Source organism: Streptomyces sp. NPDC044984 (assembly GCF_040646935.1).
Classification (GTDB): Bacteria; Actinomycetota; Actinomycetes; order Streptomycetales; family Streptomycetaceae; genus Streptomyces.
This window is the reverse complement of the sequence record NZ_JBEZBE010000003.1, coordinates 32,484-57,087: the sequence shown is the minus strand read 5'-3', so window position 1 is coordinate 57,087 and position 24,604 is coordinate 32,484. Positions and strand designations below refer to the sequence as shown.

Sequence of the window (24,604 nt, the reverse complement as noted above, 5' to 3'; positions counted from 1 at the left end):
CGTCGTCCCCCACGAGCCGCGGGAGGCTGACAGGTGTCCAGCGCAGCCGAGCAGGAGGCGGTGGCCTCAGGGCGGGCCACCGGGAACGGGCACCCGGCCGCCGTCGTGAACGGCGCGCGGCCGGCGCCGCCCGTGCCCACGGTGCCCGTGCGGCCGGGCCGGCCGACGCCGCTGGGCGCCCGGTTCCGGGTCGGCCCGGACGGGGTGGCGGGGACCGACTTCGCGTTGTGGGCGGGCGGGGCGGAGGGGGTCGAGCTGTGCCTGTTCGACGAGCGGGGCAGGGAGAGCAGGGCCCGGCTCACCGAGCTGACGCACGGGATCTGGCACGGTTTCGTGCCGGGTGTGCTGCCCGGTCAGCGGTACGGCTACCGGGTGCACGGCCGCTGGGACCCGTGGACGGGCGCCCGCTGGAATCCGGCGAAGCTGCTCCTCGACCCGTACGCGCGTGCCGTGGACGGGGACTTCTCGTTGCCGCCGGAGGTGTACGGGCACGTCCGCGACTGGCCGGAGCAGCATGTCGCGGACACCGTGCGCGACGACCGGGACTCCGCGCCGTACGTCCCCAAGGGCGTGGTCGTCCACGACGACGACGACTGGGCGGACGACCACCGGCCGAAGACGCCGTGGGCGGACTCGGTGATCTACGAGCTGCACGTGCGCGGCTTCACCAAGCTGCACCCGGGTGTCCCCGAGGAGCTGCGCGGCACCTACGCCGGTCTCGCGCACCCGGCGGCGGTCGAGCACCTGGTGCGCCTCGGCGTGACGGCGGTGGAGCTGCTGCCGGTGCACCAGTTCGCGCACGAGGACCACCTGCTGCGGCGAGGGCTGCGCAACCACTGGGGTTACAACTCCATCGGCTACTTCGCCCCGCACGCCGGGTACGCGGCCTCCGGGACGAGGGGACAGCAGGTCGGCGAGTTCAAGCGGATGGTGCGCGCCCTGCACGCGGCGGGCATCGAGGTGATCCTCGACGTGGTCTACAACCACACCGCCGAGGCGGGCGAACTGGGCCCCACGCTCTCCCTGAAGGGCGTCGACAACCGCGGCTACTACCGCCTCCAGGCCGACGCCCGCCGCTACGCCGACTACACCGGCTGCGGCAACACGCTCCACGTCGTCCAGCCGCACGTCCTGCGCCTGATCACGGACTCCCTGCGCTACTGGGTGACCGAGATGGGCGTCGACGGCTTCCGGTTCGACCTGGCGGCGGCGCTGGCCCGCTCGATGCACGACGTCGACATGCTGTCGCCGTTCCTCGCGGTGATCGCGCAGGATCCGGTGCTGCACCGGGTGAAGCTGATCGCCGAACCGTGGGACGTGGGCTCCGGGGGCTACCAGGTGGGGGCGTTCCCGCCGTTGTGGACGGAGTGGAACGACCGCTACCGCGACGCCGTACGGGACTTCTGGCGGCACGCGCTGCCGGACGTGCGGGAGATGGGCTACCGGCTGTCCGGGTCCAGCGACCTGTACGCCTGGGGCGGGCGGCGGCCGTACGCCTCGGTCAACTTCGTCACCGCGCACGACGGGTTCACCCTCCGGGACCTGGTGTCGTACGACCGCAAGCACAACGAGGCCAACGGCGAGGGCAACCGGGACGGCACGGACGACAACCGGTCCTGGAACTGCGGCGTGGAGGGAGAGACGCGGGACGAGGACGTACGGGCCCTGCGGCGGCGGCAGCTGCGGAACCTGCTGACCACGCTGCTGCTGTCGACGGGCGTGCCGATGCTGGTCGCCGGCGACGAGATGGGCCGCACCCAGCGCGGCAACAACAACGCCTACTGCCAGGACAACGAGACCGGCTGGGTGGACTGGACCCTCCTGGACGACCCGGACTGGCGACCGCTGTTCGAGCTGACCTCCCGGCTGATCGCCCTGCGCCACCGGCACCCGGTGCTGCGCCGCCGGGCCTTCTTCTCCGGCCGCGCGCACTCCGCGGACGGGCTGCGCGACCTGGCCTGGTTCACCCCGCGCGGCACGGAGATGACCGAGGACGACTGGTACGCGCCGGCCGCCACGCTCGGCATGTACCTCTCCGGGCGGGACATCCCGGGGCGCGACGAGCACGGGGACCAGATCCTCGACGACAGCTTCCTGGCCGTCCTGCACGCGGGTGAGGAAGCGGTGGAGTTCGAGCTGCCGGGGCCGCCGTGGGCCCGGCGGTACGAGGTGGTCGTCGACACCGGGCGGGAGGAGCAGGCGTCCGCACCGGACGCGGTGCACCGGGCGGGGACGGCGGTCACGGTGCCGGGGCGGACGGTGCTGCTGCTGAAGGCCGTCGGCTGACGTCTCGTTGCGGCTCCGTGAAATCGGCGGCGATCTTCTTGACCGGCCTGCGGCGCGCCTGGGAGCGTCCCTGGTCATGAGGACTGCCGCTGCCCGCCGGTGCGTGCGCGTCGCGCTCGTGCGGCGACGCCACGTCGACCTGTGCCGGCAGTCCGGCGCGCTCTGTCGCTGACGCGCGCCCTCCTCCCCTCACCTCTTCCTCCTCTCCACCGCCTCTTTCCTCCCGGGGATCACGCATGCCTGAAATATCCCGTCGTGCCTTCACCGGTCTGGTCGGCGGCGGCGCGGTGACGGCCGTCGCCGGCGCGTCCGCCGGCGCCCAAGCCGCCACGCCCGCCGAACGCCCCTTCAGATCCCGCGCCTCCGGCCGGCCCGGCGGACGCCCCAACATCCTGTTCGTCCTCGGGGACGATCTCGGCTGGGCCGACCTGTCCTCGTACGGCTCCCCGCACATCAGGACCCCGCACCTGGACCGGCTGGCCGCGCAGGGCGTGCGGTTCACCCAGGCCTACTCCGGCTCGGCGACCTGCTCCCCGACCCGGTTCAGCCTCTACACCGGCCGCTTCCCGGGCCGTGCCGCGGGCGGGCTGGCCGAGCCGATCGGCAACCGCACCCAGGGCCTGGAGCCGGGCCACCCGACCCTCGCCTCGCTGCTGAGGGAGGCCGGGTACGCCACCGCCCTGATCGGCAAGTGGCACTGCGGCTTCCTGCCGGACTACAGCCCCACCAGGTCCGGCTGGGACGAGTTCTTCGGCAACTTCGGCGGCGCCCTGGAGTACTTCTCCAAGCTCGGCCAGCTCGGCGAGTACGACCTGTACGAGGGCGACGCCGAGTACCAGGACCTGCGCTACTACACCACGATCCTGACCGAACGGGCCGTCGAGTACGTCTCCCGCGACCACGACGGTCCCTGGCTGCTCAACCTCAACTTCACCACCCCGCACTGGCCGTGGCTGACCGAGGACGACGCGGAGACGGGTGCCGAGATCGCCGCGAAGGTCCGGAACGGGGGCGGGGTGCGCGCGCTGCTGCACGACGACGGCGGCTCGGTGGCGAAGTACAAGGAGATGGTGGAGAGCCTGGACGCCGCCGTCGGCCGGGTGCTCACCGCGCTGCGCCGCGCCGGGCAGGAGGAGAACACCGTCGTCGTCTTCGCCAGCGACAACGGAGGCGAGCGCTTCTCCTACCAGTGGCCGCTCAGCGGCGGCAAGTCGGAGCTGCTGGAGGGCGGCATCCGGGTGCCGACCCTCCTGCGCTGGCCGGCCCGGATCGACGGCCGCCAGGTCAGCCACGAGCCCGTCTACACACCGGACTGGACGGCGACCCTGCTGGAACTGGCCGGTGCCCGGCCCGACCCGGCGTACCCGCTGGACGGGACCAGCCTCGCCGGGTACCTGCTGCGCGGCGAGGACCTGCCCGGGCGCGACCTGTTCTGGCGGGTGCGGCGCAACCGGGCGCTGCGGCGCGGCGACTGGAAGTACTACCGCGACACGGACGGCGGGGACCACCTGTACGACCTCGCCGCCGACGCCCGTGAGCAGGCCGACCTCGCCGCCGCCCGGCCCGCGCTGCTGGCCGAGCTGCGGGCCGCGTGGGAGGAGGTGGACGCCGGTCTGCTGCCCTACCCGGCGTCCTGACCCGGCCGGACGGCAGGCCGCCGCAGGACCCGCGCGCATCGGCTGACGGAGTGATACGGCTCCCGGGTCCCGGACGGTGCGACCGGCCGTCCGCGCAGGTCGTAGGGCCAGCGGCGGAGGACGGTCCGGCCGAAACCCGGTGGGCAGTGTCAGCGGCGATCCGTAGGCTCGCTGCTGATGCCCACTACACCTTCTCCCCCGGAATCCCGTTCCGCCGTGCGCACGCTGCTGCGGCTGTGGCCGTATGTGCGGCCCGTGCGGGCGCGGCTGTTCGGCGCCGCGCTCGTCGCGATCGTCGCCTCCTGCATCGGGCTGGTCATCCCGCTCGTCCTGAAGTGGATGGTGGACGGGCCGATCGCCGACCGGGACCCGGCGGGGGTGTGGCTGGGCGCGCTGTACCTGCTGCTGCTCGGGCTGGCGGAGGCGCTGCTGTTCGGGTTCCGGCGGTGGCTGGTGGCGCGTCCGCTGTCGCACGTCGAGGCGGAGATGCGGGCTGGGCTCTACCGGCACCTGCAGCGGCTGCCGGTCGCGTTCCACGACCGGTGGCCGTCGGGGCAGTTGTTGTCGCGGGCCACGACGGATCTGATGCTGCTGCGGATGTTCCTCGCCTTCCCGCTGACGTTCTTGCTGGTCAACGGGGTGACGATTCTCGTCGGCGTGATCATCATGCTGGTGCAGGACTGGACGCTGGGGCTGGTCATCCTGGTGCCGGCCGTGCCGGTGCTGATCACGTGCGTGGTGTTCGAGAAGCGGTACTCCGGGGCGGCGCGGCGGGCGCAGGACCAGGTGGGTGATCTGACGACGGTGGTCGAGGAGAGCGTGCTCGGCATCCGGATCATCAAGGGGTTCGGGCGGCACCGCAGTCAGGCGCGGGCGTTCCGGGAGCTGTCGGGGGAGCTGCGGGGGACGGAGCTGTACAAGGCGCGGCTGCTGGCGACGATCCTGGGCGTCATCGTGACACTTCCCGAGCTGGCGATCGGGGCGGCGCTGGTGCTGGGGGCCGTGCGGGTGGCGGACGGGTCGCTGTCGGCGGGGACGCTGGTGGCGTTCCTGTCGACCGCGCTGGCGCTGCGCTGGCCGGTGGACTCGATCGGCTTCCTGCTGGCGATGAGCCAGGAGGCGGCGACGGCCACGGAGCGGTACTTCGAGGTGATGGACGCGGAGCCGGAATCCTCCGGAGCCGCGCCCACCCGTGCCGCCCATGGAGGCACCTCCCAGGCCCTTCAGGCACGGGGGGAGGCACGACTGCCCGAAGTGACGGACGGCCTGGTGTTCGAGAGCGTCAGCTTCCGCTACCCCGATGCCCCGGCCGGCTCCCCGCCCGTGCTCGACCGCATCGACCTCCACATCCGCCCCGGCGAGTCCCTCGCCCTCGTCGGCGCCACCGGCAGCGGGAAGACCACCCTCACCGCTCTCGTACCGAGACTGCACGAGGTGACCTCGGGGCGCATCACCCTCGATGGGACGGACATCACCGGGATGTCCCGCGAGGAGCTGCGCTCCCGGGTCGCCGTCGCCTTCGAGGAGCCGACCCTGTTCTCGGCCAGCGTCGGCGAGAACGTGCTGATGGGTGGCGGAGCCGGGGAGGACGATCTCCACCGCGCCCTCGCCGTCGCGCAGGCCGACTTCGCGCACGCGCTGCCGCAGGGCGTGGACACCCAGGTCGGCGAGCAGGGACTCAGCCTCTCCGGCGGTCAGCGGCAGCGGCTGGCGCTGGCCAGGGCCGTCGTCGGACGGCCCGACTTCCTGGTCCTCGACGACCCGCTCTCCGCCCTCGACGTACACACCGAGGCCGCCGTCGAGGCCGCCCTGCGCCGGGTGCTCGCGGACACCACCGCCCTCATCGTGGCCCACCGCCCCTCCACGGTCCTGCTCGCCGACCGTGTCGCCCTGCTCTCCGGCGGCCGGATCACCGCGGTCGGCACCCACCACGAACTGCTGCACGCCAACCCCGAGTACGCGCACCTCATGTCCGGCGCCCCGGCGGGGAACCAGGAGGACGACGAGCGATGACGGCGACCACCACCGCACCCGCCCGGGACGAGGACGACGACCGGACCCCGCGTTCCGACGACCCCTTCGACCAGGACCAGCTGCCCACTCCCCCGGGCGCCACCGGCGTACTGCTGCGTTCCCTGCTGTCACCCATGCGGGGCAGGGTCGCCGTCACCGCGCTGTTGCTGCTGCTCCAGCAGGCCGCCGTGCAGGCCGGCCCGCTGCTGGTGGCGTACGCCATCGACCGGGCCGTGCCCGCGTTCCGCGGCGACGACAACGGGCCGCTGATCGCGGTGGCGGTGGGCTACCTGCTGTGCGCGGCGGCGGCCGGCGCGCTGCAGTACGGGTTCGTCACCGCCTCCGCCCGGGTCAGCCAGGACGTGCTGCTCGATCTGCGCGGCCGTATCTTCCGGCACGCGCAGGCGCTCAGCGTCGACTTCCACGAGCGCTACACCTCGGGCCGCCTCATCTCCCGCTCCACCACCGACGTCGAGTCCCTGCGGGAGCTGCTGGAGGAGGGCCTGCAGGAACTGGTGATGGTCATCCTGTCGGCCGTCTACATCTCGGTGCTGCTGCTCTGGCTGGACCTGGGGCTCGGGGCCGTCGCGGTGGCGTCCTTCGTGCCGCTGTACCTGCTCGTACGGTCGTACCGGCGGCGGGCGGGGCGGGTGTACCGGAAGCGGTCGACGGCCATCGCGGCGGTGATCGTGAAGTTCGTCGAGACGATGAACGGCATCCGGCCGGTGCGCGCCTTCCGCCGGGAGGCCGCCAACGACGCCGACTTCGCGGTGCTGAACCGGCGGCATGAACGTAGCAATGGCGACGCGCTCCTTGAGATGGCCCGCTATGTCGTCGGTTCCCGGATCACCGCCAACACCACGGTCGCGCTGATCGTGCTGTGGGGCGCCTACCGGGTCGCGGACGACACGCTGGAACTCGGTGTGCTGGCGGCGGCGGTGCTGTACCTGCGGCGGCTGTACGACCCGATCGACCGGCTCGGCATGTTCCTGAACTCCTACCAGTCGGCGGCGGCCTCGCTGGAGAAGATCGCCGGCCTGCTGGCGCAGACCCCGTCCGTGCCCGAGCCGGCGTCCCCCCGGGAGCTCCCGGAGCGGCGCCCCGGGCTCCCCGGCCGCGAGGTCGTCTTCGACGACGTCCGTTTCGCCTACCGCACCGGCGGCGAGGTGCTCCCCCGCTTCGGCCTCACCCTCCCGGCCGGGCAGACCGTCGCCGTCGTCGGCTCGACGGGCGCGGGCAAGTCGACGCTGGCGAAGCTGCTCGCCCGCTTCTACGACCCCACCGAAGGCCGGGTGCTGCTCGACGGGACGGACCTGCGCGACCTCACGGGGCGCGATCTGCGGCGCGAGGTGGTGATGGTGACGCAGGAGGCGTTCCTGTTCTCCGGGACGGTCGCCGAGAACATCTCGATCGGCCGGCCGGACGCCACCCGTCAGGAGATCGAGCAGGCGGCGAAGGAGATCGGCGCGCACGACTTCATCGCCGCGCTGCCCGACGGCTACGACACCGACGTACGCAAGCGGGGCGGCCGCATCTCGGCCGGTCAGCGCCAGTTGGTCGCCTTCGCGCGGGCGCTGCTGGCGGACCCGGCGGTGCTGATCCTCGACGAGGCGACCAGTTCGCTGGACATCCCCGGTGAGCGGGCGGTGCAGCGGGCGATGGCGACGGTGCTGAAGGGCCGTACGGCGGTGGTGATCGCGCACCGGCTGTCGACGGTGGAGATCGCGGACCGGGTGCTGGTGATGGAGCACGGACGGATCGTGGAGGACGGCGCTCCGGCCGAACTGATCGCCGGCACGGGCAGGTTCGCCGACCTGCACCGGGCCTGGCGGGACAGCCTGGCGTGACGGAAGCGCACGCGGCGGCCGGGCACTGAGCGGCCTTTGCCGCCGCCCGTGCCCGCGCGCCGGATTGTCTCCGCCGCCGAGGAACTGGTGGTCCCGCTCGGCGGAGGCACGCCGGTCGTCGGGCCGGTGCCGTCATCCGGCGACGGGCCTCGTCGACATTGCGGCCAGGTCCTGTCCGCAATCGTCGGTAGCGTGAGAAGCCGCCCTCTTCCGTCGATGTGAGGACGCTCATGCAGCAGAAGGCAATTCAGATCACCGGTGCCCGCGAGAACAATCTCAAGGACATCTCCGTGGAGGTGCCGAAGCACAAGGTCACCGTGTTCACGGGGGTATCGGGATCGGGAAAGTCGTCCCTGGTGTTCGACACGATCGCGGCGGAATCCCAACGGCAGCTCAATGAGACGTTCACCGCGTTCGTGCGCAACCGCCTGCCCAAATACGGTCAGCCCGACGCCGACAGCATCGCGAACCTCTCCGCCGCGGTGATCATCGACCAGAAGCGGATCGGGGGGAACGCGCGGTCCACCGTCGGGACGATCACCGACATCTACGCCTTGCTCCGGCTGCTCTACTCCCGGGTGGGCCAGCCCTGGATCGGTTATTCGAACGCCTTCTCCTTCAACGACCCCTCGGGAATGTGCCCGGACTGCGAGGGCCTCGGCCACCGGGTGCAGGTCGACCTGGACAAGCTGCTCGACCGCTCCAAATCCCTCAACGAGGGCGCCATCCGGCACCCCGCCTTCAATGTCGGCGGCTGGTTCTGGAAGCTGTACGCCAATTCCGGTCTCTTCGACAATGACAAGAAGCTCCGCGACTACACCGAGAGCGAGTGGCAGGCGTTCCTGTACGGAAGCCAGGGGTCGATCGCCCTGGAGTGGCAGGGCGGAAAGATCAACTCCAAGTACGAAGGGCTGATGGACAAGTTCAACCGGCTCTACCTGCGCAAGGAGCCGGACGAGATGAGCGCCAAGAACCGGGTGGCGCTGGAGCGGGTCGTCACCCGGGGGCCCTGTGACACCTGTAAGGGGCAGCGGCTCAGCCAGCGGGCGCTCGGCTGCCGCATCAACGGCCGGAACATCGCCGAACTCGCCTCCCTGGAGATCGCCGATCTGATGGAGTCGGTCAAGAAGGTCGACGCGCCCTCCGTCTCCACCCTGACGGCCAGTCTGATCGAGCGGCTCCAGCACCTCATCGAGCTGGGGCTGGGATACCTCAGCCTCAACCGCGAGACCTCCACGCTCTCCGGCGGCGAGTCGCAGCGCATCAAGATGGTGCGTCACCTGAACAGTTCGCTCGTCGACATGGTGTACATCTTCGACGAGCCCACGATCGGCCTGCACCCCAGCGACGTCCAGCGACTCAGCCGGCTCCTGATGGAACTGGCCGAGAAGGGCAACACCGTGCTGGTGGTCGAACACGACCGGGACATCATCGAGATGGCCGAGCACGTCATCGACCTCGGTCCCGGGGCCGGGCGCCACGGAGGCGAGATCGTCTACCAGGGCGACGTCCGGGGCCTCACCGAGGCGGACACGCCGACCGGACGGTTCCTCCGCAGGGCCATCCCGGTCAAGGAGCGGTTCCGCGAGCCCCGGGGGCACCTGGAGGTGACGGGAGCCCGGATCCACAACCTCAAGGACATCACCGTACGGATTCCGCTCGGCGTACTGACCGCCGTCACCGGACCGGCCGGCTCCGGCAAGAGCACGCTCATCCACGACGTACTGCTGCGGCAGCACCCCTCGGCGGTCGTCATCGACCAGTCAGCGGTCACCACCAACCGGCGTTCGAACCCGGCGACCTACACCGGCATCATGGACGAGATCCGCAGGCTGTTCGCCCGCGAGAACCAGGTCAGCCCCTCACTGTTCAGCTTCAACTCCGAGGGCGCCTGTCCCACCTGCCAGGGACACGGCATCATCTACACCGACCTCGCCTTCATGGATCCGATGATCACGACCTGCGAGGTCTGCGCGGGCATGCGTTTCACCGAGGACGTCCTGCGGCTGACCCTGCGCGGGCAGAACATCCACGACGTGCTGTCGATGAGCGCCGCGGAGGCGGCCGAGTTCTTCACCGAGCCCAAGGTCGCCAGGACCCTCCGTTCCCTCAACCGGGTCGGCCTCGGCTACCTCCAGCTCGGGCAGCCGCTCAACACCCTCTCCGGCGGCGAGTGCCAGCGCATCAAGCTCGCCACGGAGCTGGGGAAGAAGGGCAGCGTCTACATCATGGACGAGCCCACCACCGGACTCCACATGTCCGACGTCGACAGCCTCGTCCACCTGGTCGACGGCCTCGTGGAGAAGGGGAACTCGGTCATCGTCATCGAGCACAACCTCGACGTCGTCAAGCACGCGGACTGGGTCGTCGACCTCGGTCCCGGGGGCGGCAGCGAGGGCGGCCGGGTGATCTTCGAGGGCACCCCCGCCGACCTGGCGGAGGCCGAGCACTCCGTCACGGGGCGGTTCCTCGCCGCGTCCCTGCCGGGCGCCGGTTCCGAGGCCGGTCACCGGGTCCGGCGCTGATCCTCGGCCCCGGGCGTCGAGCGGCGCCCGGCCACGCGCGTCCGGTCGGGAACGCCGCGGCCCCGGCCGGACCGTGGGAGCGGCACGCGGATCCCTTCGAGGGGACGCGTGCGCACCCGCCGTAGTGCGTACGGGGACCTCGTGATCGCCGAGGCGGGAGCCGGGGACCGTCGTCCGGATCGAGGCGCAGGGCGTCGGCAGCACGCATCGGCGCCGGTGAGCGCGTGCCGGGCCCCGCGCCTGCGGTGTGATCCGGACGACAGGTCCTAACCCCGGACGCCCTGCCCGGCCGGCTCACGGTGCCGGGCCGTCAGCCGTTCCAGCTCCGGTACCACCGCGCCGGGTGCCGGGATCCGCAGCATCTCCGCGCGGATCCGCGCCGCGCCCTGCCGGAAGGACGGCTCGGCCAGTACCTGAGCCAGCCTGTCCCTGACCCGGCCGGCCGAGGCGCCCTCGCCGTGCGGTGGGAGGAAGATCCCCGCGCCCAGCTTCTCCAGCTGCCCGGCCCGGAAGACGTCGTCCCACTGCCAGGCGAGGGCGAGCTGAGGCACCCCGTGCAGCGCCGCTGTCGCCCAGGTGCCGGCCCCGCCGTGGTGCACGACGGCCGCGCAGCTCGGCAGGACGACGTGCAGGGACAGGCTGTCCACCACCCGCACGTTCTCGGGCAGCGGCGGCAGGTCCGCGCGGTCCTCGGCCTTGACCGTGGCGACCACCTCGGCGTCGAGCTCCGCGATCGCGGCCAGCAGCTCACCGGCCCGGGGCAGCCCCGTGAAGCCCGTCGAGCGCTCCGTGATGCCCTGGGTGAGCAGGACCCTCGGGCGTCCCGGATCCGCCCGCAGCCACGGCGGCACCACTGCCGGGACCGGTCCGTTGTACGGGACGAACCGCATCGGCACCGTCGGGCGGGACGTGGCGAACCGCACGCTCGGCGGCATCTGGTCGATCGTCCAGTGGCCGCTGATCACCTCGGGCCCGAAGGCCGCACCGTGCCGCTCCAGCGTCCACGTCAGCCACTCCTCCAGGGCGTCGTCCCGGTGCTCGGCCGGCGCCTCGTCCAGCGCCTGCCGGAACCGGTCGTGCACCCGCAGGAAGAGGTCCGGGCCCCACAGCAGGCGGGCCTGCGCCGCGCCGATCACCTGGGCCGCCACCGCGCCCGCGAAGGTGAAAGGCTCCCAGATCACCAGGTCGGGATGCCACCAGCGGGCGAAGTCCACCATCTCGTCGATCATGGAGTCGTTGTTGATCTGGGCGTAGAACGCCGCCGTCAGCATCGACGTGGACGCTTCGAGGAACTGGAGGTCGAGCAGCTCCGGCCGGTTCTCCAGGTAGTCCGGATTGCGGTGCAGCGCGAACACGCCGGGCGCCATGGCCCCCATCGCCGCCTGCACCTGGTGGTCCGTGCCCACCGGTACGGCCGTGAGCCCCGCCCGGGTGATGCTGTCGGTGAGGGCGGGCTGGCTCGCCACCCGGACGTCGTGCCCGGCCGCCCGCAGCGCCCAGGCGAGCGGCACCACACCGTTGAAGTGCGCGTCCATGGCGAACGCCGTCACCAGCACCTTCATGGGATCCCCCCTTCCTGGGTCACTTCTGGGCCAGCCGCAGCGAAAGCGGGGCGCGGACCACGGGGGAGCGCCCGCGCCGCAGCGGCTCGCCCTCGGCCCGCAGCCCGGGCAGCCGCTCGGCCACCGCCCGCAGGACGGCGGTGCACTGCACGCGGACGAGCGGGGCGACCAGTCCCAGGTGGTCCCGGCCCGCCAGGGCCATGTGCGTGAAACCGGGGGTTCGGGGCCGGTCGAGAAGGAAGCGGTCCGGTTCCTCGTACAGTTCCGGGTCCCGCTGGGCGGCGTCGACCAGTACCACCACGTGCTGGTCCGCCTCCAGCGTCTCGCCGCCGATCTCGAGTTCTCCCTGAGTGATCAGACTGCGCAGTGTCACGGGCGGGGCCCAGCGGAGGGTCTCCTCGACCGCGTCCGCCGCCCTGTCGTGATCGGCCCGCAGCAGCGACCACTGCTCGCCGTGCTCCAGCAGGGACATGACGGCGTTCGCCACGGTGGTGATCGCCGTCTCGGCCCCGACCACCGCACTCAGCAGCGCGGCCGTGACGGCGTCCTCGGGATCGCGTCCACCGTCGGGGTCCACGGCCAGCAGGGCGCTCAGCGCTCCGTCGGCCGGTGCGGCGAGGCGGTCGGCCACGGCCGCCGCCATCAGCTCCCGGACGCGGCGCAGCGCCTGCCGCATCGCCCGGGCCACCGGAAGGCGCGGCGGGCAGAGGACGGAGTCGAGCACCGGTCCGCAGGCGGCCAGCAGGTCCGGCAGTTCCGCCCGTGCCGCGTCCGGGAGGCCCAGGACGGCGGCGAGCGAGCCCGCGACCGCCGGCCGCGCCAGGTCCGACACCAGGTCGAAATGCGGCGGCAGGCCGTCCAGCACCCGGTGCGCCGCACGCTCCGCGTCGACCTGCCACGCCGTGCACGTACGGGGCCCGAGGACCGGGCCGAGCAGGGCTGCGAGGCGGTCGTGGTCGGTGGCGGCCGGGGTCAGCAGGTCCTCACCGAGCGGAGTGACGTGACAGGTCCGCCAGGTCTCCCAGACGTTCTCGCGCACGTGCTCCTGCGGGCCCTCGGAGGCGGGGTGCCGGGGACCCAGCAGCGGGTCGTCCAGCAGGCGGGCCGCCAGCCGGCCGTCCGCCGTCACCCACGCGCCCAGCGCACTGCGGTGGAGCGGACCCCGGTCGCGGACCAGCTCGCCGAGGGACAGATGATCGGCCTCGCCGCGCAGGCGCCGGGCCCAGGGGTCGCCCAGCGCGCCGAAGACGAAGTGGAAACCGCGCACGGTCAGCAGGTGGCGCCCCAGCTCACTGTCGGTCAGGGCGGCCGGCGGCGCGGACGTGGGTGTGGGCATCGTCGTGCTCCTCACACTGTCGCGGCCCGGGTGTGGGCGCAGATGGCGGCGACCAGCGGCTCGTGGACCGCGAGGGGCAGGGCGTGCCCCATGTTCTCGATCTCCACGACCCGGGCACCGGGAATCCGGTCGGCGAGGTGCCGGGCGTGCGGCGGCGGGGCCGCGGGGTCGCGCATCGCCTGGACCGCCAGCACCGGTGTGGTGACGCGGGACAACTCCGCCCCCCGCGACACCGGCGGCTGCGGGATCATGTGGTGCACGATCGGCTCGTCGAACGTTCCCGCGTGCCCGATGGCCAGGAGTTCACGGCGTCGGAACTCGTCGGCGTCGAAGGGCACTCCCTCCCCGTTGAGCAGGCGCCACTTCTCCACCCGGCGTTCCAGCCGCTCCTCGTCCGTCTCGGCCGGCTGCTGAAGCAGCGTCATCATGTCGAGGAACCGCTGGGTGGGCGCCGGCAGTCCGCTGACGGACGGCTCGCCCTTGAGAGCCGCCTCCAGGTCGGCGTCGAAGTCGACGTCGAGCGCGCCCCCCAGCATCACGGTGAGGGTGAGGAGCCGCTCCGGAGCGTCCAGGGCGAGCAGCTGGCCGATGGTGTGCCCCAGTGACATGCCCACCACGTGGGCGGCGCGGACCTGCCAGCCGTCCAGAACGGCCAGCGCGTCGGCGGCCAGCTCGTCGAAGCCGTAGGGGTGGAGCGCGAAGTCGCACCGGGAGGAGCGCCCGGTGTCCCGGTGGTCGTAGCGGATCACGAAGTGCCCGGCCGCTGCCAGGCGCTCGACGAACTCGTCCGGCCACGACCTGGCCGAGAGGTTGCCGCCGGCGATCAGGAGCAGCGGGGCGTCGGCCGGGTCGCCGAGCCCTTCGCTCCACAGGGACACCCCATCGTTGGTGATCATGCGTGTCGGCATCGTTGATGAATCCTTCCCGTTCCTCGTGCGTCAGGCGCCGGCGGGCGCGGGGGCGAGGACGAGGAGCGAGAGGTCGTACGGGATGGTCGGCGAGGGCAGTTGCCGCACCTCCTCGACCACGAGGCCCGCCGACGCGGCCAGGCCGTCCCACTTCTCGCGGGTGCGCAGGGCACCGCCGAGGAAGACCAGCATCCGCAGGTCGAGCTCCGTGAACTGCTCGTTGAACGAGTTCTCGTGGAGGTCGTCGCGTTCGTGGATCAGGATGCGCCCGCCGGGCTCCAGTGCCTCGGCGCAGCGGGTGAGGATCCGGACGGCGTCGTGGTCCGGCCAGTTGAGGAGGACGAAGGAGAGGATGATCGCGTCCGCCCTGCGGGGCAGCGGCTCGAAGAAGTCCCCCTCGACGACGTCGACGCGGTCGGAGAGGCCCTCGTCCTTCAGGTAGGCGCGGGCGGTCTCCACGGTGCCCGCCATCTCCAGCACGGTGGCCGACACGTGCGGGGCCCGGCGCGCGATGGCCGCGGCGAAACCACCCTTGCCGCCGCCCACGTCGAGCACGTGCCTGACGTTCGCCCAGTCGTACGCGGCGGCCGGGGCGTCGAAGGCGACGTCCTGGTCGCAGGCGAGCAGCGAGTCGAAGGACGCGCGCAGGTCGGGGCGGCCGGCCAGGTCCTCGTAGAACGGCTTGCCGTAGATCGACTCGTACGTGGGGCGGCCGGTCCGGACGGCGTCGGGAAGGCGGGTGAAGGAGATGTCGGCCCGCGCCACGGCCTGCGTCAGGTCGTGCCAGGCACGCTGCGCGGCCGGGTGGTCGTCGGCGAGCAGTTCCCCGACCTCGGTCGGGACGAACTCGCCCGGTGCGTCCTCCTGGAGCAGCCCGATCGCCACCAGGTGGCGGATCAGCCGCAGGAGCGCTTCGGGCCGGGTGTCGGTCCTGGCCGCCAGGGCCTCCACGGTGCGGGCTCCGGCCAGGATGTGGTCGACGAGCCGCAGGGTGGCGGCCGTCCGGACGACCATGGGGGTGTGCAGGCTTCCGAGTCGGATCAGGGTCCTGAGGGCGTCGATCTGCTGCGGCCGGGCCGCGACCGTCGGTTCGGCTGTCATGAGTGTGTCCGTGCTCCTGTCGTGGCGTCGGCGGGTGGGGGGATCAGGCGCGCCAGCCCTCGGAAGTGGGCCAGGGCTCACCGAGCTGGCGGTAGGTGCCGAGGTAGTCGGGCCAGTCGCGGTGGTCGCGGATCTTGCCGTCGACGATGCGGATGAGGTGGATCTGCTCACCGGAGAACCGGCGCCCGGTCGCCGGCATGCCGACGAGGTCGCCGACGTGCCGACCGTAGAGGGCGAGCTTCGCCCGCACCCACGGGCCGTTCTCCTCGTACCCGATCTCCTCCAGGTGCGCCTCCTCGGAAAAGGCGTACTTGAGCCAGGTGACGGCGGCCGCGAACGCCTCCGGACCGCGCAGCTCCGGGTTGTGCTCCAGCGCGCCGGGATTCAGGTACTCGGGGTGAATGAATTCCGCGACATCGTCGGTCTTTCCCGTGTTGTACGCCTCCACCATGCGGCGGACCAGATCGATCTGTGTGCTCATTGTTTTTTCCTCCCGTACCGGAAACGGTGACACCGGCGGCGACCGCGTCAACAATTGTTGTTTCTCCCTGCGGGGGCGTACAAGGGTTTCGGGGACGCCTCGAACGGCACTCCACCACCCTTCAAGTGCGGGTCGAACACTGGGAAGCCGGGAAGAGCTCGAATCGCAGAGGCAGGAGCCGACGGTGCAGGATTCGTCCTACAAAGAGCAGGTGGCACAGGCTTTCGACCAGTCGTCGTCGACCTACGACCGACTGGGAGTGGAGTTCTTCACACCCATGGGCCGCCGTCTGGTGGAAATCGCGGAACCGACCGCCGGTGAACGAGTGCTCGACATCGGCTGCGGGCGCGGCGCGTGCCTTTTTCCGGCTGCGCGGAAGGTCGGTCCCCAGGGGCGCGTCCACGGAATCGACATCGCTCCCGGAATGATCGAGGAAGCCCGCAAGGAAGTTGCCGAACGCGGGCTGCGGAATATCGTCCTCGAGGTGATGGACGCGGAGACGCCCGAACTCCCGGCGCGTTCCTTCGATCTGGTCATGGGGAGCTACAGCGTCATCTTCCTGCCGGACGCGGTGGGGGCACTGGCGCGCTACGCCGGAATCCTGGACCTCGGGGGCAGGATCGCGTTCACCAGCCCGGTCTTCCGCGCCGGCACGTTCCCGTTCCTGCCGCCCGAGTTCACCCCGCTCATCCCGCGGACGCTGCTGGAGCACCTGCCCGAGCAGTGGCGGCCCGAGGCGCTGGTCCGGCGGTTCAACAGCTGGCTGGAGCGATCCGAGGACCTCGTCCGCGCTCTGGAGGGCTGTGGTTACACCTCGGTCACCGTCACCGACGAACCGGTGCGGATGACGGCCCTGTCCAGCGAGGCGTGGGTGGACTGGTCCCACACCCAGGGCATGCGTCTGCTGTGGCAGAACCTCCCGGAGGCCCAGCGAACGGAACTGCGCGCACGGCTTGTCGAGGGACTCGACAAGCTGAGCGACTCCACCGGGGCCCTCGCCATCGACGTGCCGGTCCGCTTCGTCACCGCCCGGGTCGCCCGCTGAGCACGGCGCCCCGCTCGCGCACCGCGGTCAGCGCCGCCGCCACGGACGTCCGGTCCGCCTCGGCGGTGCCGGCCCGCGGCGGCAGCAGCGGCACCACCGCGTTCTGCCCGGACCGTACCGTCGGATGGCGGCGGGTGAGGGTGCTCAGCCCCTGTCCCGGCCCCGTTTCCAGGCAGATCACGCCCGTGCGGGAGCTGAGCACCGCGTCCAGGGCCGGCCAGAAGCGGACCGTCTCCACGGGGTGCCCGGCCCAGTACGACGGGTCGGCGGCCAGTCTCCCGGTCACCGGACCCGGCCGGTAGCCGGAGCGAAGGGGGATGGACGGCGCCTCCACCGGCGTGGCGGCGAACCGCTCGGCCGCCCCCGCCGCGTACGGGGCCAGCATCGGACTGTGGAAGGCGGTCAGCGAGGGCACCTCACGGCACGTCAGTCCCGCTTCCCGCAGCGCCCGGGCAACCCGGGCGAGCGGTGTGAGGGGTCCCGCGAGGACGGTCTGGCGGGGCGAGTTGACGGCCGCGACCACCACCTCCCCGTTCCCGAGGTACGGACCCAGTTCGTCCCCGCCCGCGGCGACCGCCAGCATCCCTCCGGGCGGTGCCTGGGCCAGCCGCCGCACCCGGTCCAGCAGGAGACCCGCCGCGTCGCGCAGGGTGAACACCCCGGCGAGCACGGCCGCCGCCATCTCCCCGACGCTGTGTCCCAGCAGCGCCCACGGCCGGCCGGTCGCGGCCGTCACCGTCCGGCCGAGGGCGTAGTCCACCGCGAACAGCAGCGGCTGGGAACGGGTGACGTGGTCCAGCGGCACGGCGGGGTGGTCGCTCAGCCAGTCGGCGCGCAGCCGCCCGCCCTCGCCGTGACCGGCGGCGTCGTACGCGTCGAACACCTCGTCCATGACGGCCGTGAAGACCGGTTCGGATCCGTACAGGCCGGCGGACATCCGCGCGTGCTGGGCCCCCTGTCCGGGGAACATCAGGAGAATCGCGGGCGCATCCATGACGGGCTCCTCACCGGGCGGCCGGGGCGGCCGCCCACGACGGGTGTTCCAGCAACTCCACGACGGCGCACGACCAGCTGAAACCGGCGCCGACGCTGACCAGCAGGCACAGCTCCCCGGGGGCGAGGCGGCCGGAGCCGACGAGGTGGTCGAACCCGGCGATGGGGTCACCGCCTCCCAGGTGACCGGTTCGCCGCCCGAACTCCCAGGTGGTGCGCTCGGGTTCGATGTCCCACTTGGTGAAGTAGGCGGCGCTCAGCCGGCGCCACCCCATGTGCGGCAGCACGACCCGGCTGATGTCCTCGAGGCCGACCCCGGCCGCCTCCAGCGCGCCGGTCAGGGCCGCCTCCTGGCCCGCCGAGACCCGTGCGACGCTGAACGAGCTCCCCGCCTCGGCCACGTACGCCCGCTTGTGCGTGTCCAGGTCCACGGTCCGCTGCTCCTCCGAGGACGGTGGGCCGAACGGGTGCCCGCCCCGGTGCATGCCCTCCAGCACCGGTTCCGAGACCGTCACCAGGCTGCGCAGCCGGGCGAAGCCGCCCCGCCGGGAGAGCACGAGGGCGGTACCGCCGTCGGCGTACACCGTGCCGGGGTCGCTGCGCCAGCGGTCGAAGCCCGGCGGGCGCATCCGGTCGCCCGTCGTGATCAGCGCGGCCCCCCGGTCCGGGGCGGCGAGCAGATAGGCGCGGGCCAGTTCCAGGGCGGCCATACCGCCGTTGGACACCTGCCGCACCTCCATGGCGGGACAGCGGTTCCCGACGGCCACCCGCTGGACGTAGGAGGCCGGCGCCCACAGATGGTGCCCCTGGGAGTACAGGCTGGCGTGCAGGACGAGGTCGATGTCGGCTGGTTCGACGCCGGAGCGGTCCAGGGCGGCCCGGGCCGCCAGCGCCGCCATCTCCGCCGGGGTCTCCTTGTCGGCGACCGCCACCGACAGCACCCCCGTCGAGGAGGCGAGCCTGCGGTCGCAGTGGCCGGCGGCCAGGGCCTGCTCCGTGGTCACCGGCGGGGGCAGCCAGACGCCGCAGCCGGCCACGTGGAGGTCCCCGGACGCCGCCTCCGGCGCGCTCACGCCGCCCTCCGGACCACCAGAGCGCTGTTGAACCCTCCGTGACCACGGGCGACGACGAGGGCCGCCCCGCCGCCGGCCAGTGGCCGGGGCCGCCCGGTCACCACGTCGAGCGGAAGGTCCGGGTCGGGGTCGACGTGGGCGGTCGCCGGGACCACCTCGTCCCGCAGCGCCAGCAGCGCGGTCGCCACGTCCAGCGGCCCGGCGCCCGAGTACAGCCGGCCGGTGAGGGTCTTGGGGACCGTCACCGGGACCCGGCGCGGCCCGAAGACCGACGCCAGGGCCTCCGCCTCGGCCGCGTCCAGTTCGGGGACGGCCGCGCCGTCGGCGAACACCACGGCCACGTCGGACGCGTCCAGCCCAGCGTCGGCCAGTGCCGTTTCGACGGCACGGGCGAGCGCGCAGGGACGGCCGGAGCCGGGCGGGGGGTCGAAGCTCGCACCGTACCCCGCGATCTCCCCGTACACCGCGGCACCCCGCGCGGCGGCCCGCTCCGCGTCCTCGACGGTGAGGATCGCCCCTCCTTCGCCGGGCACGTGTCCGGCCGCCCGCCGGTCGAACGGCAGGTACCCGGCCGCCGGGTCGTCCGAGTCGCTCAGCCGGCCCGACTTCACCTGGGCCGCCATGCCGTACGGGCACAGGGACGAGTCCACGGCGCCCGAGACGATCAGCTCGGCTCCGCCCCGGACCTTGCGGCGGGCGTGTGCGAGGGCGTCGATGCCGCCTGCCTGCTCGGCCACCACCACGCCGACCGGGCCGCGCAGATCGTGCCGGATGGCGATCTGCCCGGTGTTGACGGCGTAGAACCAGGCGAACGACATGTACGCGCTGACATGGGCCGGCCCCTTGCTCCAGAGGTTCTGCAACTCCCGCTGGCCGAAGTCGAAGCCGCCGGACGCGCTGGCCGTGATCACACCCGCGTCCAGGGCCGACGAGGGTGAGAAACGGGCTTCCCGGAGCGCCCAGTCGGCGGCGGCCAGCGCGTACCTGGTCATCGGGTCGGTCTGCGCCAGCAGCCGCTTCGGCAGATGGTCCTCGGGGACGAAGCCGTCCACCGTCCCGGCCAGCCGGCCCAGGCGGCCGTCGCCGGCGAACCGCCTCAGCGGTCCGATGCCGTTGCGGCCGTTCAGGACGGCGTCCCAGTACGCGCGCGTCCCCAGCCCGTTGGGGGCCACGATGCCGAGGCCCGTCACCACCGTGCGGCCCGTGCGGCCCCGCCGGGTCGTGGGCGACACGGGGAACTGCGAGGACGCGGTCCGTGCCGCGGTACCTCCTGTCATGGGGCTCACCTCTCGAAACGGCTCAGCAGCATGGCGCTCTGGAAGCCGCCGAAGCCGCTTCCCACCGTCAGCGCGTGCCGCACCCTCTGTTCGCGCGCCGTCAGCGGCACGTAGTCAAGGTCGAGTTCGGGATCCGGGTCGTGCAGGTTCGCGGTCGGCGGGATCGCCCCGTACTCCACGGCCAGGGCCGTCGCCGCCACTTCGAGCGAGCCGATCGCCCCCAGGGAGTGTCCGATCATCGACTTGATGGAGCTGATGGGCACCCGGTACGCGTGCTCCCCCAGGGAGTGCTTGAACGCGGAGGTCTCGTGCCGGTCGTTCTGCTTCGTCGCCGTTCCGTGGGCGTTGACGTAGTCCACGTCCGAGGGGGCGCGGCGGGCCTCGTCGAGCGCCGCGGTGATCGCCGCCGCCATCTCGGCGCCGTCGGCGCGCAGTCCGGTCATGTGGTAGGCGTTGCTGCGTGAGGCGTATCCGCCGATCTCGGCGTAGATCCGCGCACCCCTGCGCAGGGCCGTCTCCGCCTCCTCCAGGACCACGATCGCACCGCCCTCGCCCAGCACGAAGCCGTTGCGGCTGCGGCTGAAGGGACGCGAGGCGGTCCCGGGTGTGTCGTTGTGGTCGGAGGTCGCCCGGATGGCGTCGAAGCAGGCCACCGTGATCGGCGCGATGGGGGCGTCCACGCCGCCCGCGACCATGGCGTCCACCGCCCCCTCGCGGATGAGCTCGCAGGCGTACCCGATGGAGTCGATCCCCGAGGTGCACCCGGCCGAGACGATGTTCACGGGCCCCTCCGCTCCGACGAGCCAGGCCACCTCGGCGGCGAGGGAGCTGGGCACGAAGTAGTCGTACAGCTCGGGCGACCCCCGGTCGGGGTCCACGACCCAGTGCGCTCCGCCGGAGCTGAGCGCGACGTACTCCGACTCCAGCTTCTGGGTGCAGCCGACGGCGGTGCCCACGCACACACCGACCCGGTGCGCGAAGTCCTCCTCGATCCTCAGCCCGCTGTCGGTGAGTGCCTCCTGGCCGGCGACCAGCGCGAACTGCCCGGCCCGGTCGAGGCGCCGGGCCTGCTCCTCGGACAGCCCCGCCGCCACCGGATCGAAGTCGCACTCGGCGGCGACACGGGAGCGGAAGGAGGTGGCGTCGAACGTGCTGATGGCGCGGGTGGCGGTGGTTCCGGACAGCAGGAGCTCCCAGAACGGCTTGGTCCCGGTGGCGCCGGGAGCCACCACGCCGATCCCGGTGATGACGACCCGCCGGCTCACCTCGTCCGCCCTCCGGATCCGCTCGGGGCCGGGGCGTCCGGCACGACACGGACCTGACGCTGCCGGTACAGGGTCGGTTCGCTGGTGCTCAGGGCCCGCAGGGCGGACGCGTGGGCCGGGAAGTCCGGATGTGCCACGGCGGCGCGGAAGGAGGCTTCGTCGTCCCAGACCGCGATGTTCACGTACTGCGGACGGGTGTCCGCCGGGTCACGACCGGTGTCCGTGGGCACCAGCAGGGTGTGCCAGCGGAAGCCGGGCCGGCGGCACAGGAACTCGGCCGTTTCGGCGAACGCCGCCTCGAAGTCCTCGGCGGATCCGCTCAGGGTGAATCGGTTGACGAACGTCACCGTTCCGGAGCCGGCGTCGTTCGGTTCTGGCAGAGGCATCGCTGCTCCACGGGTCCGTTGGTCCAGGTGTGGGGGGACATCGGTGAGAGGGTGCGGCCGAGTCCGCGCAGGGGCGGTCACGCCGGACTCCGAGGCTCTGCGGCGCCGCTTGACCCCCTCTGGAAGCCGGGTCGTCAAGCGCGGCTCGAGCACGGGGTGCGAGGTTGATCCTCCGTCGAAGGGAGGACCATGTCCGAGGCAGCCGACCGGGTCGCACTCGTGACCGGGGGAACCAGCGGCATCGGTCTCGCGGTGGTGCGCAAGCTCGCCCGGGACGGGATCCGGGTGTTCCTGTGCGCTCGCGGCGAGAGCGCCGTCACCGGCACCGTGAAGGAACTGCAGGCATCGGGACTGGAGGTGGACGGCGCGCTGTGCGACGTACGGAGCACCGAGGACGTCGACCGGCTGGTCCGTACGGCCCGGGACCGCTTCGGGCGAATCGACATCGTCGTCAACAACGCGGGCCGCGGCGGTGGCGGTGTGACCGCTGAGATCACCGACGACCTCTGGCTGGACGTCGTCGACACCAACCTCAGCGGAGCCTTCCGTGTCACCCGTGCCGTCCTCGCCGCCGGCGGCATGTCGGAGCGCGGATGGGGCCGGATCATCAACATCGCCTCCACGGGCGGCAAGCAGGGAGTGGCCCTCGGGGCCCCCTACTCCGCCTCCAAGAGCGGCCTGATCGGTTTCACGAAGGCCGTAGCGCTGGAGCTGGCCAAGACGGGCGTCACCGTCAACGCCGTCTGCCCCGGGTACGTCGAGACGCCCATGGCACAGGGCGTCCGGCACCGCTACGCCGCCTTCTGGGGCGTCACCGAGGACGACGTCCTGGAGAAGTTCCAGGCGAAGATTCCCCTCGGACGCTACTCGACGCCCGAGGAGGTGGCCGGGATGGTGCACTACCTGGTCTCCGACAGCGCCGACTCGATCACGGCCCAGGCCATCAACGTCTGTGGTGGCCTCGGCAGTTACTGACCGTCCGCGACCCGAACCCAGGAGGGCAGATGTCCGAGTCGCCGCTTCAGCAGACCGAGCACGAGATCCACACCTCCGCCGCGCCGGACACCGTGTTCGCCGTGCTCTCCGACGCACGGGCGTGGCCCACCGTGTTCCCGCCCAGCGTCCACGTCGAACAGGTCGAGCGCACCCGCTCCACCGAGCGCATCCGCATCTGGGCCACCGCCAACGGCTCGCTGCGCACCTGGACGTCGCGGCGCGAGCTCGACGAACGAGCCCGGCGCATCAGCTTCCGGCAGGAGGTGTCCGCCCGTCCCGTCGCCGCGATGGGCGGCGACTGGATCGTCGAGGAAGCCGCCGACGGCGGCACCCGGGTGCGGCTCACGCACGACTTCCGGGCCGTGAACGACGACCCGGAGACGATCGACTGGATCCACCGGGCCGTGGACCGCAACAGCAAGGCGGAACTGGCGTCCCTGCGCACCGCGCTCGAACGGCCCGACGGCACCGCGCCGACGACCTTCGAGGACACCGTCACCGTTCACGGCCGTGCCGAGGACGTCTACGACTTCCTCCACCGCAGCGACCTCTGGGGAGAGCGGCTCTCCCACGTCGCGCGGATCGCGGTCAAGGAGGAGGAACCGGGGCTCCAGCACATGGAGATGGACACCCTCACCGCGGACGGCTCGGTGCACACCACCTCGTCGGTGCGGGTGTGCTTCCCCGAACGGCACGTCATCGTCTACAAGCAGTTGCGTACGCCGCCGCTGCTCTCGCTCCACCTCGGCCGCTGGTCGGTCCGGCCCGCCGACGACGGGGACGGGATCGCCGTCACCTCGGCCCACACCGTGTCCGTGGCACGCTCGGCGATCCCCGGTGTCCTCGGTGCCGGGGCGAGTGAGGCGGACACCGTGGACTTCGTCCGCCGGGCCCTGGGCCGCAACAGCCTCCTGACTCTGGAAGCGGCCAGGCGGTACGCCGAGTCCGGCGCCTGAGGCGGGCGTCCCGGGCCCGCACGGAACCTGCCCCGCCTCGCTCCCGCGGGGCGGGGTCCGCCGCGTTCCGGCCGGTGCTCGGGGCGGTCTCCCGTCGGCGGGGCGCCCTCCGATGAACGGAGGACGCCCCGCGGGTGTCCGGGCCGACGGGCCTCACGTCACCGAGAGACCCCCGTCCACGGCCAGCACGGCGCCGCTGGCGTAGACGGCTTCGGGATCGGCGAGTCGTACCACCCACCACGCGACTTCCTCGGGCCGGCCCACGCGGCCGAGCGGAACGCGTCGGCCCATGGCCTCCAGGAATCCGTCGTACGCCTCCTGGGACATCCCCGCCCGGACCCCCGCACCGGTCTCGATCACCCCCGGGGCGACACCGACCACGCGGATGCCGCGGGGACCGAGTTCCACGGCCCAGGACCGCGTCAGCAGGTCCAGACCCGCCTTGGCCGCCCCGTACACCGCGTTCCCGGGCCAGGCCCGTCGGCCGAGCGCGCCCGCCGAACCGATGTTCACGACCAGGCCGGAAGCGGTCTCCAGCGGGCCGAGCAGCGCCTGAGTGAGCAGTACCGGGGCCACGAGGTTCGTGGCCACCTGTGCCTCCACCGCGGTGCGGTCCAACTCGCCCAGGTGCCCGAAGGCGGCCGTGGCGGCATTGTTCACGAGCACGTCGACCACGCCGCCGAGCCGCTCGCGCACCTCCCCGGCGACCGCCTCCGGCGCCGCGGGGTCGGTGATGTCCACGGCCAGCGTGTGCGCGTCCTTGTGCCCGTCCACCGTCTCCGCCAGCGGACCGGGGGTCCTGCCCACGACGAGGACGCGGTCACCCCGGGCGGCGAAGGCACGGGCGACGGCTCGTCCGATGCCGGAGCCGCCGCCGGTCACGATCACGGATCGCTGTGTGTTCTCCATGCGGCGAG

General features: G+C 72.4%; 20 protein-coding genes. 9 read left to right on the top strand and 11 right to left on the bottom strand.

Annotated elements, in window-relative coordinates; translation table 11 throughout:
• Window positions 1-33 precede the first annotated feature (33 nt).
• The 6 genes from glgX to AB0A94_RS04245 all read left to right on the top strand — a co-directional run bounded on the left by glgX (window position 34) and on the right by AB0A94_RS04245 (window position 10,308).
• Entirely contained in the window at window positions 34-2,286 is a 2,253-nt protein-coding gene (glgX, locus tag AB0A94_RS04270) for a glycogen debranching protein GlgX (protein ID WP_361738621.1), read from the top strand.
• Between the two features lie 76 nt (window positions 2,287-2,362).
• The gene (locus tag AB0A94_RS04265; RefSeq protein WP_361738619.1) at window positions 2,363-2,458 is read left to right on the top strand and encodes a putative leader peptide; all 96 of its coding nucleotides are present in this window, start codon (window positions 2,363-2,365) and stop codon (window positions 2,456-2,458) included.
• Window positions 2,459-2,522: 64 nt separating this feature from the next.
• Window positions 2,523-3,923: a sulfatase-like hydrolase/transferase gene (locus AB0A94_RS04260; RefSeq protein ID WP_361738616.1), complete on the top strand. Its 1,401-nt coding sequence runs from the start codon at window positions 2,523-2,525 to the stop codon at window positions 3,921-3,923.
• 177 nt (window positions 3,924-4,100) lie between these two features.
• Window positions 4,101-5,936 (top strand): ABC transporter ATP-binding protein, encoded by a 1,836-nt coding sequence (locus tag AB0A94_RS04255; protein ID WP_361738613.1) that lies wholly within the window; start codon window positions 4,101-4,103, stop codon window positions 5,934-5,936.
• Complete coding sequence (locus tag AB0A94_RS04250; protein WP_361738611.1) at window positions 5,933-7,783, top strand: ABC transporter ATP-binding protein; 1,851 nt, start codon at window positions 5,933-5,935, stop codon at window positions 7,781-7,783. The genes AB0A94_RS04255 and AB0A94_RS04250 overlap by 4 nt, the downstream gene beginning before the upstream one ends.
• Before the next feature lie 230 nt (window positions 7,784-8,013).
• Window positions 8,014-10,308: an excinuclease ABC subunit UvrA gene (locus AB0A94_RS04245; protein WP_361738609.1), complete on the top strand. Its 2,295-nt coding sequence runs from the start codon at window positions 8,014-8,016 to the stop codon at window positions 10,306-10,308.
• 266 nt (window positions 10,309-10,574) lie between these two features.
• On the opposite strand, the gene AB0A94_RS04240 is transcribed toward AB0A94_RS04245, so the two are convergent.
• From AB0A94_RS04240 to AB0A94_RS04220, 5 genes are read right to left on the bottom strand one after another with little or no spacing between them, the layout of a single operon-like run.
• A complete protein-coding gene (locus tag AB0A94_RS04240; RefSeq protein ID WP_361738607.1) occupies window positions 10,575-11,870 on the bottom strand; it encodes an activator-dependent family glycosyltransferase in 1,296 nt (431 codons plus the stop codon).
• 19 nt (window positions 11,871-11,889) lie between these two features.
• A complete protein-coding gene (locus tag AB0A94_RS04235; RefSeq protein WP_361738604.1) occupies window positions 11,890-13,206 on the bottom strand; it encodes a P450-derived glycosyltransferase activator in 1,317 nt (438 codons plus the stop codon).
• An 11-nt stretch (window positions 13,207-13,217) separates the two neighbouring features.
• A complete protein-coding gene (locus AB0A94_RS04230; protein ID WP_361738601.1) occupies window positions 13,218-14,102 on the bottom strand; it encodes an alpha/beta fold hydrolase in 885 nt (294 codons plus the stop codon).
• 42 nt (window positions 14,103-14,144) lie between these two features.
• The gene (locus AB0A94_RS04225; RefSeq protein WP_361738598.1) at window positions 14,145-15,215 is read right to left on the bottom strand and encodes a methyltransferase; all 1,071 of its coding nucleotides are present in this window, start codon (window positions 15,213-15,215) and stop codon (window positions 14,145-14,147) included.
• A 43-nt stretch (window positions 15,216-15,258) separates the two neighbouring features.
• Complete coding sequence (locus AB0A94_RS04220; protein ID WP_361738595.1) at window positions 15,259-15,696, bottom strand: ester cyclase; 438 nt, start codon at window positions 15,694-15,696, stop codon at window positions 15,259-15,261.
• A gap of 211 nt (window positions 15,697-15,907) precedes the next feature.
• On the opposite strand from AB0A94_RS04220, the gene AB0A94_RS04215 reads away from it, so the two are divergent.
• Window positions 15,908-16,741 (top strand): methyltransferase domain-containing protein, encoded by an 834-nt coding sequence (locus tag AB0A94_RS04215; RefSeq protein ID WP_361738593.1) that lies wholly within the window; start codon window positions 15,908-15,910, stop codon window positions 16,739-16,741.
• Here the strand turns inward: AB0A94_RS04215 and AB0A94_RS04210 are convergent.
• From AB0A94_RS04210 to AB0A94_RS04190, 5 genes are read right to left on the bottom strand one after another with little or no spacing between them, the layout of a single operon-like run.
• Window positions 16,719-17,735, bottom strand: coding sequence for an acyltransferase domain-containing protein (locus AB0A94_RS04210; RefSeq protein WP_361738590.1), 1,017 nt, complete (start codon window positions 17,733-17,735; stop codon window positions 16,719-16,721). The two genes, AB0A94_RS04215 and AB0A94_RS04210, sit on opposite strands and share 23 nt — an antisense overlap.
• A gap of 10 nt (window positions 17,736-17,745) precedes the next feature.
• On the bottom strand, window positions 17,746-18,807 hold the full coding sequence (locus AB0A94_RS04205) for a ketoacyl-ACP synthase III family protein (RefSeq protein WP_361738587.1): 1,062 nt from the start codon (window positions 18,805-18,807) through the stop codon (window positions 17,746-17,748).
• The gene (locus AB0A94_RS04200) at window positions 18,804-20,084 is read right to left on the bottom strand and encodes a ketosynthase chain-length factor (protein ID WP_361738584.1); all 1,281 of its coding nucleotides are present in this window, start codon (window positions 20,082-20,084) and stop codon (window positions 18,804-18,806) included. The genes AB0A94_RS04205 and AB0A94_RS04200 overlap by 4 nt, the downstream gene beginning before the upstream one ends.
• Window positions 20,085-20,089: 5 nt before the next feature.
• A complete protein-coding gene (locus AB0A94_RS04195) occupies window positions 20,090-21,349 on the bottom strand; it encodes a beta-ketoacyl-[acyl-carrier-protein] synthase family protein (RefSeq protein ID WP_361738581.1) in 1,260 nt (419 codons plus the stop codon).
• Complete coding sequence (locus tag AB0A94_RS04190) at window positions 21,346-21,735, bottom strand: antibiotic biosynthesis monooxygenase family protein (protein WP_361738578.1); 390 nt, start codon at window positions 21,733-21,735, stop codon at window positions 21,346-21,348. Before AB0A94_RS04190 ends, AB0A94_RS04195 begins: the two co-directional genes overlap by 4 nt.
• A gap of 189 nt (window positions 21,736-21,924) precedes the next feature.
• Here AB0A94_RS04190 and AB0A94_RS04185 point away from each other — a divergent pair, with 189 nt between their 5' ends.
• The gene (locus AB0A94_RS04185) at window positions 21,925-22,710 is read left to right on the top strand and encodes an SDR family NAD(P)-dependent oxidoreductase (protein ID WP_361738575.1); all 786 of its coding nucleotides are present in this window, start codon (window positions 21,925-21,927) and stop codon (window positions 22,708-22,710) included.
• 29 nt (window positions 22,711-22,739) lie between these two features.
• Complete coding sequence (locus tag AB0A94_RS04180; protein WP_361738572.1) at window positions 22,740-23,687, top strand: aromatase/cyclase; 948 nt, start codon at window positions 22,740-22,742, stop codon at window positions 23,685-23,687.
• Window positions 23,688-23,840: 153 nt separating this feature from the next.
• On the opposite strand, the gene AB0A94_RS04175 is transcribed toward AB0A94_RS04180, so the two are convergent.
• Entirely contained in the window at window positions 23,841-24,596 is a 756-nt protein-coding gene (locus AB0A94_RS04175) for an SDR family oxidoreductase (protein WP_361738569.1), read from the bottom strand.
• Window positions 24,597-24,604 lie beyond the last annotated feature (8 nt).